Annotated in this window: 14 protein-coding genes; 4 read left to right on the top strand and 10 right to left on the bottom strand. The window is 67.3% G+C overall.

Going from position 1 to position 16,519, the window contains the following annotated elements:
- Positions 1–136: 136 nt before the first annotated feature.
- Positions 137–2,305 carry a glycosyl hydrolase family 18 protein gene (locus tag ACLARN_RS33420; protein WP_409495488.1) on the bottom strand — a complete coding sequence of 723 codons (2,169 nt, stop codon included), beginning with the start codon at positions 2,303–2,305 and terminating at the stop codon, positions 137–139.
- A 269-nt stretch (positions 2,306–2,574) separates the two neighbouring features.
- On the opposite strand from ACLARN_RS33420, the gene ACLARN_RS33415 reads away from it, so the two are divergent.
- Positions 2,575–3,177 carry an RNA polymerase sigma factor gene (locus ACLARN_RS33415; RefSeq protein ID WP_409495462.1) on the top strand — a complete coding sequence of 201 codons (603 nt, stop codon included), beginning with the start codon at positions 2,575–2,577 and terminating at the stop codon, positions 3,175–3,177.
- Positions 3,170–4,078, top strand: coding sequence for a CU044_5270 family protein (locus tag ACLARN_RS33410; protein WP_409495461.1), 909 nt, complete (start codon positions 3,170–3,172; stop codon positions 4,076–4,078). Before ACLARN_RS33415 ends, ACLARN_RS33410 begins: the two co-directional genes overlap by 8 nt.
- Before the next feature lie 4 nt (positions 4,079–4,082).
- On the opposite strand, the gene ACLARN_RS33405 is transcribed toward ACLARN_RS33410, so the two are convergent.
- Both ACLARN_RS33405 and ACLARN_RS33400 read right to left on the bottom strand, forming a co-directional pair.
- Positions 4,083–4,862, bottom strand: a complete 780-nt coding sequence (locus ACLARN_RS33405; protein WP_409495460.1) for an enoyl-CoA hydratase/isomerase family protein — start codon at positions 4,860–4,862, stop codon at positions 4,083–4,085.
- 35 nt (positions 4,863–4,897) lie between these two features.
- A complete protein-coding gene (locus tag ACLARN_RS33400; protein WP_409495459.1) occupies positions 4,898–5,788 on the bottom strand; it encodes a PaaX family transcriptional regulator C-terminal domain-containing protein in 891 nt (296 codons plus the stop codon).
- 146 nt (positions 5,789–5,934) lie between these two features.
- Here ACLARN_RS33400 and ACLARN_RS33395 point away from each other — a divergent pair, with 146 nt between their 5' ends.
- The gene (locus ACLARN_RS33395) at positions 5,935–7,572 is read left to right on the top strand and encodes an ABC-F family ATP-binding cassette domain-containing protein (protein WP_409495458.1); all 1,638 of its coding nucleotides are present in this window, start codon (positions 5,935–5,937) and stop codon (positions 7,570–7,572) included.
- A 27-nt stretch (positions 7,573–7,599) separates the two neighbouring features.
- Here the strand turns inward: ACLARN_RS33395 and ACLARN_RS33390 are convergent, their stop codons facing one another.
- The 7 genes from ACLARN_RS33390 to ACLARN_RS33360 all read right to left on the bottom strand — a co-directional run bounded on the left by ACLARN_RS33390 (position 7,600) and on the right by ACLARN_RS33360 (position 15,053).
- The gene (locus ACLARN_RS33390; protein ID WP_409495457.1) at positions 7,600–8,439 is read right to left on the bottom strand and encodes a carbohydrate ABC transporter permease; all 840 of its coding nucleotides are present in this window, start codon (positions 8,437–8,439) and stop codon (positions 7,600–7,602) included.
- Positions 8,436–9,323: a carbohydrate ABC transporter permease gene (locus ACLARN_RS33385; protein ID WP_409495456.1), complete on the bottom strand. Its 888-nt coding sequence runs from the start codon at positions 9,321–9,323 to the stop codon at positions 8,436–8,438. Before ACLARN_RS33385 ends, ACLARN_RS33390 begins: the two co-directional genes overlap by 4 nt.
- Positions 9,324–9,330: 7 nt before the next feature.
- Positions 9,331–10,608 (bottom strand): extracellular solute-binding protein, encoded by a 1,278-nt coding sequence (locus tag ACLARN_RS33380; protein WP_409495455.1) that lies wholly within the window; start codon positions 10,606–10,608, stop codon positions 9,331–9,333.
- 127 nt (positions 10,609–10,735) lie between these two features.
- Positions 10,736–12,841: an alpha-galactosidase gene (locus ACLARN_RS33375; RefSeq protein ID WP_409495454.1), complete on the bottom strand. Its 2,106-nt coding sequence runs from the start codon at positions 12,839–12,841 to the stop codon at positions 10,736–10,738.
- A gap of 608 nt (positions 12,842–13,449) precedes the next feature.
- Positions 13,450–13,887 (bottom strand): PPOX class F420-dependent oxidoreductase, encoded by a 438-nt coding sequence (locus tag ACLARN_RS33370; RefSeq protein WP_409495453.1) that lies wholly within the window; start codon positions 13,885–13,887, stop codon positions 13,450–13,452.
- Positions 13,888–13,891: 4 nt separating this feature from the next.
- Positions 13,892–14,092, bottom strand: a complete 201-nt coding sequence (locus tag ACLARN_RS33365; RefSeq protein ID WP_409495452.1) for a hypothetical protein — start codon at positions 14,090–14,092, stop codon at positions 13,892–13,894.
- Positions 14,093–14,105: 13 nt separating this feature from the next.
- The gene (locus ACLARN_RS33360) at positions 14,106–15,053 is read right to left on the bottom strand and encodes a methionyl-tRNA formyltransferase (RefSeq protein ID WP_409495451.1); all 948 of its coding nucleotides are present in this window, start codon (positions 15,051–15,053) and stop codon (positions 14,106–14,108) included.
- Between the two features lie 115 nt (positions 15,054–15,168).
- On the opposite strand from ACLARN_RS33360, the gene ACLARN_RS33355 reads away from it, so the two are divergent.
- Positions 15,169–16,512 carry a lysine N(6)-hydroxylase/L-ornithine N(5)-oxygenase family protein gene (locus ACLARN_RS33355; protein ID WP_409495450.1) on the top strand — a complete coding sequence of 448 codons (1,344 nt, stop codon included), beginning with the start codon at positions 15,169–15,171 and terminating at the stop codon, positions 16,510–16,512.
- Positions 16,513–16,519 lie beyond the last annotated feature (7 nt).

The following is a 16,519-nucleotide window of genomic DNA, read 5'->3' as shown; positions in this document are numbered from 1 at the left end:
CGTCAGGTCCCCGGTCCGCCCGTCGCGCCAGAAGGTGCCGATGCCTTCGCTGTGCGGCAAACCGTGGACAAGGTGAAGGCCTCCTTGCTCACCCTCAAGGTAGGCAAGGAGGCCTTCACGGACTGACCGGGAACTCTTACTTCAGCGAGTTGTCCACTGTGGTCATGAGGGCTCCGGTGTCACCCGACATCTCCCATGCCATGACTCCCAGCAGTCCTCTGGTCTTGAGCCAGGCGACCTTCTGCTGGATGGACCAGGCGTCGTCGAAGGTCCACCATTGCCCGCCGTTGCCCGTGTAACACGCTGTGGCCACGGCCGCGGTGTCGTGCTGGACGGTGCAGTTCGGGACGCTGGCCAGGAGATTCGCGTAGCCACGAGTACCTGCTTCCTCGGGGAACTGGCCTGGCGCGGCGCCTGTCGCGCTTTGCCATTCACCCTTCTTCCCGCCGTCGGCGACTCCTTGCCACCCTCGCCCGTAGAAGGCGAGGCCGAGTGTCAGTTTCCGTGGATTGGCCCCGGCATTCGTGTAGGCGTTGATCGCCGCCTCCACACTGAACTTGAAGTTGTACGGGTCGTCCGCGTCGGCGTACAGGTTCCCCTGATGGCCGGTGCGGTTCGGCTCCCACGAGTTGTCGCTGCCCGAGCCGTGGAAGTCGTAACCTTGCACGTTGGCGACGTCGAGGTAGTCGAAGATCTTCGGGATCTCCCAGCCGCCGCTCACCTTCGCCGGGTCGGCGGGGGTGAACGCCTGGAGTTCGTACCGCTTGCCGGTGGTGGCGCCGTAGGCGTCCATCTGCGTGCGGAACTCGGCCAGCAGGGCGGTCAGGTTCGTCTTGTCGTTGGCGCTCCAGTGGTTCCCGGGATGCCCGTCGGGACTGCCCGGCCACTCCCAGTCGATGTCGATGCCGTCGAAGATGCCCGCGGCCGTGCCCGGCCCGCCGGCCCCGCCGTACGCCTTGACGTTCCCCTTCAGGTACGTGTCGATGCACGACGCGACGAACTTCTGCCGTGACGCGGCCGTGGCCGCGACGTCGGAGAAGTACTTCGAGTAGGTCCAGCCGCCCAAGGAGATGAGAATCTTGAGGTTCGGGTTCTTGGCCTTGAGCTTCTTCAGCTGGTTGAAGTTGCCGCGCAACGGTTCCCAGCCGGTGTCGCCGACACCGTCGACGGACTGGGCGGCGGACATCGGCCGTGAGTAGTCGGCTTCCGCGTCACCCGCGCCGTCACCCTGGTTCGGGTCCTGGGGATTCGGCGTCGTTCCCTTGGTGACACCCGAAAGGCAGGTGTGGTTGACCGGGTCGATGTTCCCGAAGGCGTACAGCAGGTGCGTCAGCTTGCTCGCGGACCCGTTGGTCACCAGGTTCTTGACGAAGAACTGGCGGCCGTAGATGCCCCACTGGACGAAGTAGCCGACCCGCGCGTATCCGTTCACGATGTCGCCGGTGCGAGCGCTGACGGCGGCGCTCGCCGCGGAGACGTTGTCGTAGCCGTCACGGGCTTTCACCGTGAAACTGTACGAAGTGGACGGTGAAAGGCCGCTCACCGTCGCGGTCGTCCCGGTCACCGTGGTGGCGAGGGTCGAGCCGCGGTAGACGTCGTAGGAGACGACGCCGGTGTTGTCCGTGGACGCGTTCCACGCCAACGAGACGGAGCCCGAGGTGACCGCGGTCGAGCGGAGGTTCGACGGCGCCGTCGGTGCTTGGGTGTCGTCGCTCGGGTTGTTCGTGGTCACCGCCAGGGCGGGGGTGGCCGGGGACTTGGCGTCCTTCCGGTCCTTGGCGACGACGGTGAAGCTGTACGCCGTGTTTGGCGTCAGCCCGGTGATCCTCGCTTCGGTGCCGGTGACCGAAGCCGCCAGCGTGGTGCCCTGGTAGACGTCGTAGCCGGCGACGGGCAGCGATCCCGGTGCCGACGGGTTCCAGGCCAGTGCTGCGGTCGTGGTCGTCTTCGCCACGAGGCGCAGGTTGGCCGGTGTCGACGGCGGTGTGTCGCCCGAACCGTCACAGTTGGCGTCGTCGATCCGGCACGTGGTCGGGTTGACCGCGGAACTGAGCCGGAACGACGGGTTGTACGGGTAAGTCGAACGGCCCGGCGCGAGGGATTTGATGTAGTAAGCCGGGACGAGGGTCACCTGGTTGCCCGCTTGGGAAACCGTGGCGTTGGAGCCGCTCGTGGCGGTCACGCCGGCGGGGACGGTGAAGGTGATGGACCAGTCGGCGACGGTTTCGCTGCTGGGGTTGGTGACGGTGTACTCACCGGTGGTACCGGTCAAGGTGAAGGCGGCGCGGAGGCGGCCCGCCGCCATCGCCGGACTTCCCGCGGCCACGAGGAGCCCGGCGGCGAGGAGTAGCACGGTGAGTGCGCTGAGTAGTCGTTTCCTGGTGCGTCTCATGGCGGTTCTCTCCAAAAGAGGCGGCGAGACTGACCTGCTCGGAAAAATGGCGCATGTGGTCTAGACCACACTTGAATGTAGCGCGACGCGCATAAAAGGTCTAGACCGATTCGTCGGTCGTGAACCCATTCGCCCCCGGATGCGGACAACGGGTGACACTGACGAACGGCGAAGGGCGGTTCATGAGCTCATCTCGGGCGGATCCGGGCGATCTGGAAGACGCGGAAGTCATCGCGAGGTCGATGACCAGCCCGGACTGGTTCTCCGCGATCTTCGACCGGCATGCCGCGCACATCCACCGCTACCTGGTCAGACGCATCGGTCCGGTCGCCGCCGAGGACGCGCTGGGAGAGACGTTCCTGGTGGCTTTCCGCAAACGCGAGGGATACGACACCGAGCGCCGCGAGGCCCGGCCGTGGCTGTACGGCATCGCGACCAACCTGGTGGCGCAGCGGCGGCGCGACGAGGTCAGGGAGCTGAAACTCCGGGAAGCCCTCGGGCCGCCGCCCGACGAGGAGGGGCATGCCGACCGCGTCGCGGAGCAGGTGACGGCCGAGGCGATGGGCAAGCTCCTCGACGGCGCGCTGGCGGATCTGGCCGAGGGCGACCGCGACACCCTCACGCTGTTCGCCGGAGAAGGCCTGAGTTACGAGGAAATCGCCGTGGCACTGGGCATCCCGCTCGGCACCGTCCGCTCACGACTCAACCGCGCCCGTCGCAAGGTCCGCGAGGCGCTGGGGCACCAGGACAGCACGACTTCGAAGGAGATCTCCAACCATGGATGAGCTGAAGCTGATCAGTGAGCGAACCAGCGCGGTCCCTCTCGCGAAATCCGCCGCGCTCGCCGCGGCCCGCGCGCGATTGATGGACGAGATCGCGGCCGTCGAAGCGGAAACCGTGGTGCCACTGAAGAATCGGCGCCGCTGGGTCTGGACCGGGGTGGGGGCGGCAGGCCTCGCCGCGGCCATCACCGCGGTCGTGGCGCTCGCCCCGGCCGGATTGGAACCGCCCGCGGCCACCGCGGATCCCGTGGCCGTGCTGCGCGGCGCCGCCGCGGCCGCGCTGAAAGCACCGGACACGCCGCCGAAGCCCGACCAGTTCATCTACACGAAGACCAAGCAGCCCGACGGCGAGCGGGAAGCGTGGATTTCGGCGGACGGCACCCACGACGGGCTGATCAAGATGGCGGACGGAAGTTTCTTCCCGCTTCCGGGCTGTCGGAACGGGCGGGCGCAGGCGTACAAGGGCGAAGAGCCGCTCAAGGGCGTCATGGAACCGTGCACGCCAAGGCCGGGTTACCGGGCGGATCTCCCCACCGACGCCGACGCGATGTTCGCCCACCTCAACGCCGACAATGCCGACCACAGCGGTGAAAAGGGCGACTACAACGCGATGGGCAAGGATGTCGTCGCGCTAGCGAACGAGACCTACCTTCCGCCCGCCGTCCGGGCGGCCCTGTTCCGCGCGGCGGCCAAGGTGCCCGGCCTGCGCGCCGTCGACCACGCCAAGGACGGGGCCGGCAGGCCCGGTGTGGGCATCACCTGGCCGCTCAGGCCGGAGGACGACCCCAAGATGGCGAAACCGGACATGATCGTCTTCGCCGCGGACACGTTCCTGTACCTGGGCGGGAATGGGACGGCGGTGACCGCGTCCGGCGTGGTGGACGCGGTCGGTCAGCGCCCGTAGCGGATCAGCGGCCGGTGAAGGTCGCCTTGCCAGGGCCGTCGGCGAGGAACGACTTCACCGCGCCGCGCAGGTCCTCGGTGTCGAAAAGGCCGGCGGCGATCGCCGTGATGTGCTCGTTCGCCTCGGCGACGCCGCCGTGCTCGTAGTGCTCGAGAACCTTTTTGGTGGCCGCGTGCGCCCGGGTCGGCCCCTGCGCGAGGTCGTTCGTGAAAGCGCGGACGGCCTCGTCGAAGCCGTCCACCGGGAACACGCGGTTCACCACGTTCCAGCGTTCGAGGGTCGCGGCGTCGTAGGTCGCGCCGGTCATCACGAACTCCTTGGCGCGGCCGACGCCGGCGCGGGCGGCGAGCCGTTGGGTGCCACCCATCGTCGGGGTCAGGCCGATGACCCGTTCGACGAGACCGAACTTGGCCTTCTCGGTCGCGAGAATGATGTCGCAGGCGACCGCGACCTCGAAGGCCCAGGTCAGACACAGGCCGTGGGCGGCGAACACGGTGGGGAACGGGAGTGCGGCGATCCGGTCGGGGATCGCCAGCATCTCGTCGAACAGCACCTTCGCCTCGGCCGCGGAGGACTGCGCGTCGAACAGGGAGACGTCGACGCCGCCGCTGACGATCTTTCCCTCGGCCCGGATGAGCACCGCGCGCGGCGGTGTGGCCTCCAAGTCGCCGATCGCCTCGCCCAGTTCCCGCTGGAGTTCCGCGGTGTAGAGGTTCAGCGGCGGCGAAGCGATGGTCAGGACGGCGACATCGTCCTCGCGGTCGAGGCGGATCGAGGTGGCCAAGGCGAGTTCCCTCCGCTAGATCGTTTTCCGTGACCCTAGCCGGAGGTGTTCGCGAGTTCGTCCCATTGGCCCTGTGCTTCTGGTCGCCATTCGACGTGCTTGCGGTGGAACAGGTCCGCCGCGCGCACGCCGCTCCAACCGTCGGGCAGCAGTTTTAGTGGAAGGCGTGGATCGAGGAACGGAAAGCTACGCCATTCGTGGACGAGTTCCGTCTGTGCACGAAAGACGCCGCGTTCACCCGAAGGCCTCGAACCGGTGAAACGGTCGATGAAGTCCTCGTAGCGATCCTTGAGATCGCTGAGATCCCAGGACCGCGCGACCATCGTCTCCTGATCGCCGACGTCGCCATAGGCGGCGGTGAACGACATCGCCTGCGCGTCGAGTCCGAGTTCCTGCACGATCTGCTGGGCTTCCCGCTGGCGGGAGAGATCCGGGCTGACCCAGACGCCCGCCACCGGTGACCCGAACCCGGCCCACGTCAGGCGGGTGCGCAGCCGGTGCCGGAGATCCCGTTTGGCTTCGGGGACCGAGACGATCAACATCAGCCAGTGGCCGTCCCAGGCCCGCTCGTCGTTGCCGAAGGCGTAGATCCGTTCAGCGCCTTCGGTCAGCAGGCGTCTGCCTGGTGGGGTGAGCGACCAGCGCACTCTTCGTCCGACGCGTTCGGAGATCACCCAGCCCTCGGCGGAGGACCGGGCCAGCGCCTGCCGCGCGGACTTCTCCTCGATGTCCAGCACTCGCAGGGCTTCGACCAGCGTGGACGTCCAAATCGGCTGATCGCGGGGCAGGACGTACTCGCCGAGGATCGTCATCAACAGCGACCGCGCGCTGGCATGACTGACTTCCCGCCGCCTGCTCATCGTCGGCCTTCGGGTACCGCCTTTCTGCTGGTGGGCGACGGGGACCGGGGTGGCGGAGTCCGCCATTTGCTGTCACCGACCTCAATGCTCGGGGGTTCGTTCGGGTCCAGAAGAACAACCAGGTTACCCACGTTCCGTGATCGCTTGGATACTTGCCACTCTTCCGAGGGACCACGAGTCGTTCAATCGGCCCCCGTAGACTTACTGATCTCATGAGCGCCACACTCGTTGCCAAAGATCTCGCCGCCGGCCACGGCGACCGTGTTCTGTTCTCCGGTCTCGACCTGGTCGTCGCCCCCGGCGAAGTGATCGGTCTCGTCGGTGTCAACGGCGCGGGCAAGTCGACCCTGCTCAAGACCCTCGGCGGCCTCGTGCCGCCGGAGGAGGGCAGCGTCCGGCTGAACCCGCCGACGGCCACCGTCGGGCACCTCCCGCAGGAGCCGGAACGCCGGGAAGGAGAGTCCGTCCGCGGGTTCCTCTCACGCCGCACCGGCGTCACCGTCGCGCAAGCCGCGCTCGACGCCGCCACCGAGGCGCTCACCGCGGGCGAGCCCGGAGCGGACGACGCCTACGGTGCCGCCCTCGATCGCTGGCTCGCGCTCGGGGGAGCCGATCTGGACGATCGGGCGGGCGAGGTCGTCGCGGACCTGGGGCTGACCGTCAATCTCGACCAGCCGATGCTGTCGCTGTCCGGCGGTCAGGCGGCGCGGGCGGGGATGGCTTCGCTGCTGCTGAGCCGATACGACATCTTCCTGCTCGACGAGCCCACCAACGACCTCGACCTCGACGGCTTGGAACGGCTGGAGCGGTTCGTGACCGGGCTGCGCGCAGGGACGGTGCTGGTCAGTCACGATCGGGAATTCCTCGCCCGCACCGTGGATCGCGTCGTCGAACTCGACTTCGCACAGCAACAGGTACGGACCTATGGCGGCGGTTACGAGTCCTATTTGGAGGAACGAGCCGTCGCGCGGCGGCACGCCCGCGAGGAGTACGACGAATACGCGAACACCAAGGCCTCGCTCGAATCCCGCGGTGCGATGCAGCGTTCGTGGATGGAGAAGGGCGTCAAGAACGCTCGGCGCAAGGCCACTGACAACGACAAGGTGGGCCGCAAGTTCCGCAGCGAGGCGACGGAGAAGCAGGCGTCGAAGGCCCGCCAGACCGACCGCATGATCGAACGGCTCGACGTCGTCGAGGAACCGCGCAAGGAATGGGAACTGCGGATGGAGATCGCCGCGGCACCCCGGGCGGGCGCGGTCGTGGCGACCCTGCGCGGCGCCGTGGTGCGGCGGGGCGAGTTCACCCTCGGCCCCGTGGACCTGCAGATCGACTGGGCGGACAAGGTCGCGATCACCGGGGCCAACGGCGCCGGGAAGTCGACGCTGCTCGCCGCCCTGCTCGGCCGGGTCCCGGTCGACGAGGGCGGCGCGTCGCTCGGCTCCGGCGTCGTGGTCGGCGAGGTCGACCAGGCGCGGAAGCTGTTCCTCGGTGACCTTCCGCTCTTCGAGGCCTTCGCCCGCGAGGTCCCGGAACTCGCCGACGCCGACGTGCGGACGCTGCTGGCGAAGTTCGGGTTGAAGGCCGCGCATGTGCTGCGGTCGGCGGCCACGCTGTCGCCGGGGGAGCGGACCCGTTCGGCGCTGGCGCTGCTCCAGGCGCGCGGGGTGAACCTGCTGGTGCTCGACGAGCCGACGAACCACCTGGACCTGCCCGCGATCGAGCAGCTGGAGTCGGCGCTGTCGGAGTATCCGGGGACGCTGCTGCTCGTGACGCACGACCGGCGGATGCTGGACGCCGTGGCGACGACGCGGCGGCTGGAAGTGGCGGACGGGAAGGTCACCGAGGCCTGAGCAACTAGAGGACTAGTTGCGACAGGGTTAGCCCTTGGTCGCCCCGCCGGTCAGCCCCTTCACGAACTGTTTCTGCAACGCCAGGTAGAAGATGAGCACCGGCAGGGTCGCCAGGAACATCAGCGCGAACACGCTTCCGAGATCCGCCTGGTACTGGCCGATCGAACGGTAGATCCCGGTGGTGATCGTGGTCCCCTGGCTGGGGCCGAGGATGATCAGCGGGTCGATGAAGTCGTTCCAGATCCACACGCCGAGGAAGATCAGCACGCTCGCGGTGGCCGGGCGCAGCAGCGGGAACACGATCCGCCAGAACACCTGCGTCCGGTTCGCGCCGTCGAGGAGGGCGGCTTCCTCGAGTTCCACCGGCACCCCGCGGATGAACCCGGTGAACACGAAGACGCCGAACGGCACGTAATACCCGACGTTGAACAGCACCAGGCCCTGCAGTGTCGCCATCATCCCGGTCAGCCGCAACACCTCGGTGACCGGGATCAGGATCACCTGGGGCGGGATCATCAAGCCCGCCAACAGGATCAGCGCGAGCACCTTGGTCCATCGCTTGCCCGAGCGCGCGAGGTAGTGCCCGAGCATGGCCGAAAGCACTGTCAGCACGATGATCGACAGCAGTGTGACGAGCAGGCTGTTCGCGAGGCTCACCCAGAACAGGCCGTCGGGCCGGGTGAGCACGGCGTGGATGTTGGTCAGCGTCGGTGGCAGCGGGACCGACGCCGGCTCTTGGGCGATCAGCTCACCGGGTTTGAACACGTTGACGAGCACGTAGTACAACGGCACGAAGAAGATCGCGCTCACCAGGATCGCGACCACAGGCCGCGCCCACGACCGCCGCCCACTGTCCTTTGTGGTCACAGGTCGACCTCCCGCCGCCGCAGGAACCGCAGCACGATCGTGGTCAGCGTCGCCACGATCACCAGCATCACCACGGCCATCGCGGACGCGTAGCCGACGTGGTTCGCGTCGAGGCCGGTGGCGAGGACGTTGAACGCGAGGGTGGCGGTGGTCCCCGAACCCGGCCCGCCGTTGGTGACGACCTTGACGTAGTCGTAGGTTTTGAACGCCGAGATCAGCAGGACGACGGTGTTGATGGTCAGCGACGGCGCGAGCAGCGGCCAGGTCACTGCGCGGAACCGCCGGACCGGTCCGGCGCCGTCGATCTCCGCCGCCTCCAGTAGTTCGGTTGGCACACCCTGGAGGCCCGCGAGGTACACGACCACGCAGAAGCCCAGCATCTGCCAGCACACGATCGACGCGATCGAGTACAGCGCGAGATCCGGGTCCGACAGCCAGCCCGGCGGCTGCTCGACGCCGAGCGCGCGGAGGACGTCGTTGATCGGTCCCCGGTCGTCGAGCAGTTTCGTCCAGATGATGCTGACCACGACCGAGCTGAGGATCACGGGCGTGAAGAACACGCTCCGCAAAGCGTTGTACAGCAAGCCTTTCCGGTCGAGTAGCAAGGCGACGCCGAGCCCGAGCACGTTCGGCACGACCACCACGATCACGGTCAGGATCGTGGTGACCCCGAGCGCGGTCAGGAACTGTTCGTCCTGGAAGAGCAGCTTGTAGTTCTCGAGCCCGACGTAGTCCGAAGGCGGGTTGAACGGGTTGTGGTTCGTCAGGCTGTAACCGAAGCTGATGAGGATCGGCGCCATGACGAAGCAGAGATAGATGACGACGCCGGGGGCGCCGAACGACGCGAAGTGCCAGACCCGCGGCAGGATCGGTTTTCTTTCCATCGTGGCGTCAGCGCGCCTTCGCCCACTCGGCGTCCAGGAACGCGCACGCGTCTGCCACTGCCTTGCGGCCGGTGATGACGTCCTGGGCGGCCTGGTAGACCTTGTCCTTCATACCCGGCAGCAGCCCGTCGTCCGCGGTCTCCCAGCTGAAGGCGTTCACGACCGCGTTCTTCTCGACGGCTTCCCGGTAGAGGTCGTAGCCCGCCTTGAACACCGGGCCGACGTCGGATGGCGGCGTGTAGCCCTTGATCGCGGGGAACAGGCCGTCGGCCTTGACCGAGGCGTCGATCTGCTCTTTGTCGAGCTGGAACGCGAGTGCGAATTTCCTTGCCGCGTCGAGGTTCGCCGACTTCGCGTTGACGACGATACCGCCACCGGTGTACGCGGGAACGACGAGTTTCCCGTCCTCGGAAGGGAAATTGAAGACGCCGATCTCGAACGACGGCTTCTTGGCGTCGGCGCTGGCGGCGAACCAGTTGCCCATCGGGTACATCGCGCCTTCACCGTTGAGGAAGGCGGCTTCGGTCGCCGAGTAGTCCCGCGAGACCTGCGTCTTGTCGAGGTATCCGTTGGCGACCAGGTCGGCGAACTTGCCGAACGCCTGCTGGAAGGCCGGATCGCTGAACTTGACCTTGTCGTTCCGCCGCTGGGAGAGCCAGTCCGGGGTCTTGCCGTAGACCTCGACGCTGACGAGGCCGTCCAGCAGCATCGCGGACGGGAACCCTTCCTTGCCGCCGCCGATGGTGAACGGCGTGATGCCCTTCGCCTTCAGTTTCTCCGACGCGGCGAGGAGTTCCGCCCAGGTCTTCGGCGTCGACGTGATCCCGGCGTCGGCGAAGAGTTTCTTGTTGTAGTAGATCGGCGGGATGGTCTGGGTGTTGGCTGGCAGCTGGTGGTGCCCGCCCTTGATCGGGTTGGCGCCGGGGAACTGGAAGTCTTTGAGTTCCTCGGGCGTCCACGCGTAGAGATTGCCCGACTCGGCGAACCCGGCCGAGTCGACGGCGATCGCGACGTCGGGAAACTGGCCCGATTGCAGCAGCTGCTTGGCGTACCCGGTGCGGTCGGTCGAGGGGGCGACCAGCTTTTTCACACTGAGGCCGGGATTCCCGTCCGTCACCCGTTTGATGGCGGAGTCCCAGTAGGACGGTGGCAGGTTCGGCGTTTCGAAGGTCAGGAAGGTGATCTCCGAACCCGTGCCGGAGCCACCCGTGCCGCCGCCGACGGTGCAGCCGGTGAGGCTCGCGGCGAGGAGCAGCGCCGCTCCCAACGCGAAGGACCTTCTCATCCCCAGTCACCCTTCTCGCGGCGTCTCATATACGACGGCATTCGATCGGATGTCTAGGGTGATGTCAAGCGGCCGGACGCGGCGAAAACCCCTCAAAACAGACGATACATCTGATCTATCGCGACACTCAGAGCTTGGTCAGCCGGACCACCGCGCTGGCGAAATCGCCGTCCGGCAGACCGGCGAACAGGCCGTGTGCCAGCAGCGAGGCGCCGTGCCACACCTTTCCGGTGTCCTCGTCGCGGTAGCGGGCGGCGGGGTCGAGCCCGCCGAGCCGGACCGGTCGTTCGGGGGTGTGGAAATGTGCCGCTTGCCGGAACACGAACACGACCGCGCGCTCTCCGTCCGCCGCCACGTACTGCAGTGCGGAGACGCCGTCGGTGGACGGCGGCACGAGCCGGTGGAGCCTGCCGTGCTGGACGACCGGCCGGATTTCCTTGTACAGCGCGATCTGTTCGCGGGCGTAGCCGAGGTCGTCCTCGGACCACTTGACGATGTCGCCGCCGATGCCGAGTACCCCCGCCATCGCGACATGGAACCGGAACCGCAACGGGGTGGATCGCCGGGTGACGAAGTTCGGGTCGTCAGTGACCCACGCCGCCATCGTCCGCGCCGGATACACCTGTCCGTAACCGTGCTGGATGACGAGCCTGTCGAGCGCGTCGGTGTTGTCGGAGGTCCAGACCTGGTCCGTCCTGGCCATGATCCCGAAATCGATCCGTCCGCCTCCGCCGCTGCACGCCTCGATCCGGAGCCCGGGATGGGCGGCGCGCAGGCGGTCCATGATCGCGTAGACCGCCCGGGTGTGCTCCACCCACAGCCGGTCCGGGTCGCCGTTGGCGGGCCAGCCCGCTTCGCTGAACGGGCGGTTCATGTCCCATTTCAGGAAATCGATCTCGTGTTCGCCGACGAGCGAATCGAGCGCGCCGAACGCCCACTCGGCGACGTCCGGGCGGGCGAAGTTGAGCACCAGCTGGTTCCGCAGCTCGGACCGTGTCCTTTGTGGATGGTGCAGGACCCAGTCCGGGTGGGCCCGGTACAGATCGCTGTCCGGGTTGACCATTTCGGGTTCGACCCAGAGCCCGAACTTCATGCCGAGCCGGTGCACTTCGCCGACCAGGGGTTCCAGTCCGTCCGGGAACTTCTCGCGGTTGACGCGCCAGTCGCCGAGCCCGGCGTGGTCGTTGTCGCGGGCGCCGAACCAGCCGTCGTCCATCACGAACAGTTCGACGCCGAGTGCCGCGGCTTTCTCCGCGAGTGCCCGCTGCCCGGCCTCTGTGACGTCGAAACCCGTTGCCTCCCAGGAGTTGTAGAGCACCGGGCGGAGTTCGCCGGGATGCGGGAGGACATGGTCGAGGGTGTACGCGTGCCACGCGCGGCTCGCGGCGCCGAACCCGCCTTCGGTGTACAGCCCGGCGAAGACCGGCGTGGTGAGGGTGTCGCCGGGTGCGAGCCGGGGGACGACGCCGTCCTGTCCGAAGCCGCCGGTCACCGTGAGGCGGCCGGTGGACGACCGGGTGGTGGTGATCCGCCACGAACCGCTCCACGCGAGTACGGTGCTGTAGACCTCGCCGTGCCGCTCGGTCACGTCGCCGTCGTCTAGCATCACCCACGGATTGGCGTGGTGGCTGGTGATACCGCGCCTGCTGCCGAAGGTGGTTTCGCCGTGGGGGACAGATTCCCGGAGCAGCTGGCTTTCCGCGGCCCAGCGACCGGTGACATGGCTGATCCGGTAGTCCGGCCGGACCGGCACGACCCAGGTCGCCGAGTCGGCGCGGAGTACCTCGATCGGGCCGTCCGTGCCGTCGTGGGTGAGTTCGGTCCAGCGCTCGATGACGTCGGTGCCCGCCGGGACGCGGTAGCCGAGCGTGACGCGCAGCGGGTAGTGGCGATCGCGGAAATGGACGCGCAGCCGTCCGTCGTCGATGTCGTGGGAAAGGTAGCGCCATTCGAGGGCGCGGGTCCCGTCGGCGAACCGGACCTGGAGGGCGGGGGTCCAGTAGCGGGTACCGCCGTCGGCGGCGAGTTCGTCCAGTCCCTCGTTGGGATCGTTGAAGGCGTCCCAATGTGCCTTGGTGCGGGGGAGTACGTCGGCGAGTTGGTCCGGAGTGAGCGCCGGGCCCCAGTAGACATGGGCGGGTGTGTCGTCCTCGGTCAGCCTGAGCGCATAGCTCGTGGCTGCCGTGCGGATGAGCCAGGAACGGGTGCTTTCGTCGAAAACGATCTCGGCCACGGGGCCATCCTGGTCCCGAACGGCGGTGGGGGCCAAGTGACAGCCCCGCTCGCCGGTACATCGGGTGGTGGGCGGCGATTCGGGTCAGGGCAAGAGCGTTCTAGGTACCTACGGCTGGGGTCGGGACCCGGAACACCCGCCAACAGCCCCAGTAGTCCCACCAGTTACAACGATGGCGCGTGAAGGCCCCCTTCCCTCGGCTCAGCCGAGGAAACGCGACCTTCACACCTTCCCCAGTACATGAAGGCCCCCTTGCTTGCGCCTAGGTCAGGGTCCCGGCAAAGTCGAGATCTTGCAGGTCAGGCGGCTATTCGCCGCCTGCGTGAGGCTGACGATGAAGGAATGGGGACGTTGAGTGTCCCCATTCCTTCACCGTCAGCGGGCACACCGGTTGCGGAGCACCCTGAGCGGGGAAGAATCCGGACGTTCAACGTCCGGAATCCTCCCCGCTCGACCCTTTCAGGCACCAGCGATGCCAAGCCCGGATTACCAAGAGCAGCACTGATCAGCAGCTCTGCGACTTTGCCGGGACCCTGCGCCTGGCGCAAGCAAGGGGGCACTCATGTACTTCAAGACGACAAGGGCGCCGGTGACCGTTGGGTAGGGCTTCAGCCGCCCACCTTCGCGATCGCCACGAAATGCTCCGGCCGCACTCGCACCAGCACCTTCCCCGGTGACGTCGCATAGGCCAGCCAGCCGTCGATCGTCTCCTGCCCGGCCTCCCGGAGGTACCGCTCGGCGATCAGCGCCGAACCACGCCGGACCCCATCGGGATCCGAAATGATCTCCGCGACACCCTCGACACTCACGAACGAAAACGGCGGACGCGGGTCGTCGGCGACCACCGACACGCACGGATTCTCCTTGAGAGCCTTGCCTTTGACGGTGTCGGCGCCCAGGTTGACCAGGATGTCGTCTCCGTCGAGGGCGAACCAGACCGGGACCGCGTGCGGCCTGCCGTCCGGGCGGACCGTCGCGAAGACGGCGGTGCGGGTGCCTTCAGCGAGAAAGGCGCGGCGCTGTTCGTCGGTCATCTTCTCCGGCATTGCCTCATCCCTTCAGGGTGGCGGCCAGGCCGAAGGCCGGGAACAGGTGGCTGTCGAATGTGGTGAACTCCGCCGCTTCGCCCTCGACCACGCGGACGAGATCGAGTTTGAAGGCGCGGAAAAGCGTGTCGCCGGGGCGGCGCAGATACGAGGCGAAGGCGGGCATCCGGTTCGCGTCGACCGCGACGGCACGCCATTCGCCCATCTCTTCAGCGAGGTCAGGGGCGAGTGGTGAGGTAGCCGCCCATGGTGCGGAAGTAGTCGGTCGCGGCCAGTTCGGTGCCGTCCTCGGTCCGGACCCGCTCGATGACGAGCCCGTGCGAGCGGCCACGGCGCGCTTCGGGGCCGGCGACGATCACGACGCCCTCACCCTCACGGATGAAGATCCGGCCGGGGGTGCCGCCGTAGAGGCCCGCCGACACCGACGAGCGGACGACGCGCAGCTGCTTCCCGCGGTGGTAGGTGAAAGCGTTGGGGTACGGGTCGGACTGCGCGCGCACCAGCCGCTCGATCTCGTCGGCGGACCAGGACCAGTCGATGAGACTGTCTTCGAGGGCGCGCTTGTGGAAGAAGCTGGCCTTCGACCTGTCCTGTTTGACCGGTGTGAAGTTCCCCTTCGCGATCAGTTCGATGGCGTCCGTGGTGATCGGCGCGATGAGATCGACCGTCCGGTGGAAGAGGTCGGTCGTCGTGTCCTTCGGTCCGACCTGGACGGACCGCTGGAGCACGATGTCGCCCGCGTCGAGGTCGGCGTCCATCATGTGAGCCGTGACACCCACTTCCGGCTCGCCGTTGATGAGCGCCCAGATCAGCGGCGAGAAGCCGGCGTAGGCGGGCAGCAGCGAGTCGTGCACGTTCAGCGTGCCGTGGCGCGGCATCTCGAAGATCTCGGGCGGCAGCCAGGTGCGCCAGTTGTTGGCCACGATCAGATCGAGGTCGGCTTCTTTCAGCTCCGCCAGCAGTTCGGCGTCGTCGGGACGCTGCCGCAGCAGCGCGCGGATCCCGTTGGCCTCGGCGAGATCGGCGACCGAGTCGGACCAGATCTTCTCGTAGGCGTGGTCACTCTTCGGGTGGGTGACGACGAGGGCGACATCGTGGCCCGCGTCGATCAACGCCCGCAGGGTGCGGTGTCCCCAGGTCTGGTATCCGAACATGGCGACCCGCATGGGACCGGCCTCCTCCTGGTCGAGGGATGAACATCACCACTGAAAGTACTAGTTGAGCCTCACCTAACTTAGGTTAGGGTTCCCTGGTCTCATAACGAAGCGCAAGGGGTTCAAGATGGCACGAGCAGTGGTCGGTGAACGGGTCCCGGTCTACGACGTGGTCGGGGTCGGGTTCGGTCCGTCGAACCTGGCGCTCGCCATCGCGGTCACCGAGCACAACGCCGTGTCGGGAGCCGAGACCGTCACGGCCCACTTCCTCGAGCGTCAGGCCCGTTTCGGCTGGCATCGCGGGATGCTGATCGACAACGCCACCATGCAGGTCTCCTTCCTCAAGGACCTGGCGACGATGCGGAACCCGACGAGTTCGTTCAGCTTCCTGTCGTATCTGCACAGCAAGGACCGGCTGGTCGATTTCATCAACCACAAGAACCTGTTCCCGTTGCGGATCGAGTTCCACGACTACTTCGAATGGGCGGCGGAAAAGGTCGACGACCTGGTTTCCTATGGCACGGAAGTACTTTCCGTGACGCCGGTCTTCGACGGCGACGAGATCGTGTTCTTCGACGTCCACGCCCGCGCCGACGGGGAACTGGTGAACCTGCGCGCCCGCAACCTGGTGATGAGCACCGGGTTGCGGCCGAACCTCCCCGAAGGTGTGACGCCGGGCACGCGGATCTGGCACAACAGCGAACTGCTTCACCGTGTCGAGGGCATGGTCGCCGAGGAGCCGCGCCGGTTCGTCGTCGTCGGCGCCGGCCAGAGCGCGGCCGAGGTCAGCGCGCTGCTGCACGACCGCTTCCCCCAAGCCGAGGTGTGCGCGGTGTTCGCGCGCTACGGCTACAGCCCGGCCGACGACAGCGCGTTCGCCAACCGGATCTTCGACCCCGAGGCGGTCGGGCGGTTCTACGAGGCGCCGGAAGCGGTCAAGGAGCGCCTGATGCGCTACCACGGCGCGACCAACTATTCGGCCGTGGACATCGACCTGATCGACGAGTTGTACCGCCGTGTCTACCGCGAGAAGGTGCAGGGGATCGAGCGGCTGAAGCTGATCAACGTCTCCCGTCCCACCGAAGTCGTCGACACCGGCTCCGAAGTACGGGTCACCCTCGAGGCGTTGGAGACAGGTGAGAAGACCCGGCTCGACGCCGACTTCGTCGTGTACGCCACCGGGTACAGCCCGGCGGACCCGACGCCGTTGCTCGGTGAACTCGCCTCCGCGTGCCTGCGTGACGACGAGGGCAGGCTGCGCGTCGAACGCGACTACCGGATCGTCACCGCGCCGCCGCTGGACGGCGGGATCTACCTCCAGGGCGGCACGGAGCACACCCACGGCATCACGTCGTCGCTGCTGTCCAACACCGCCGTCCGGGTCGGCGAGATCCTGCAGTCCATTGTGGACCGACGGAGTGTCGACGCGACCCGGCCCGAGTACGCGGTGAGCGGCACCGGATCGGCCTGACCCGCAG

Origin of the sequence: Amycolatopsis sp. cmx-11-12, assembly GCF_046269425.1 — a bacterium.
Taxonomy (GTDB): Bacteria; Actinomycetota; Actinomycetes; order Mycobacteriales; family Pseudonocardiaceae; genus Amycolatopsis.
The sequence above is the reverse complement of the archived record's forward strand: the minus strand, read 5'-3'. Positions and strand labels throughout refer to the sequence as shown.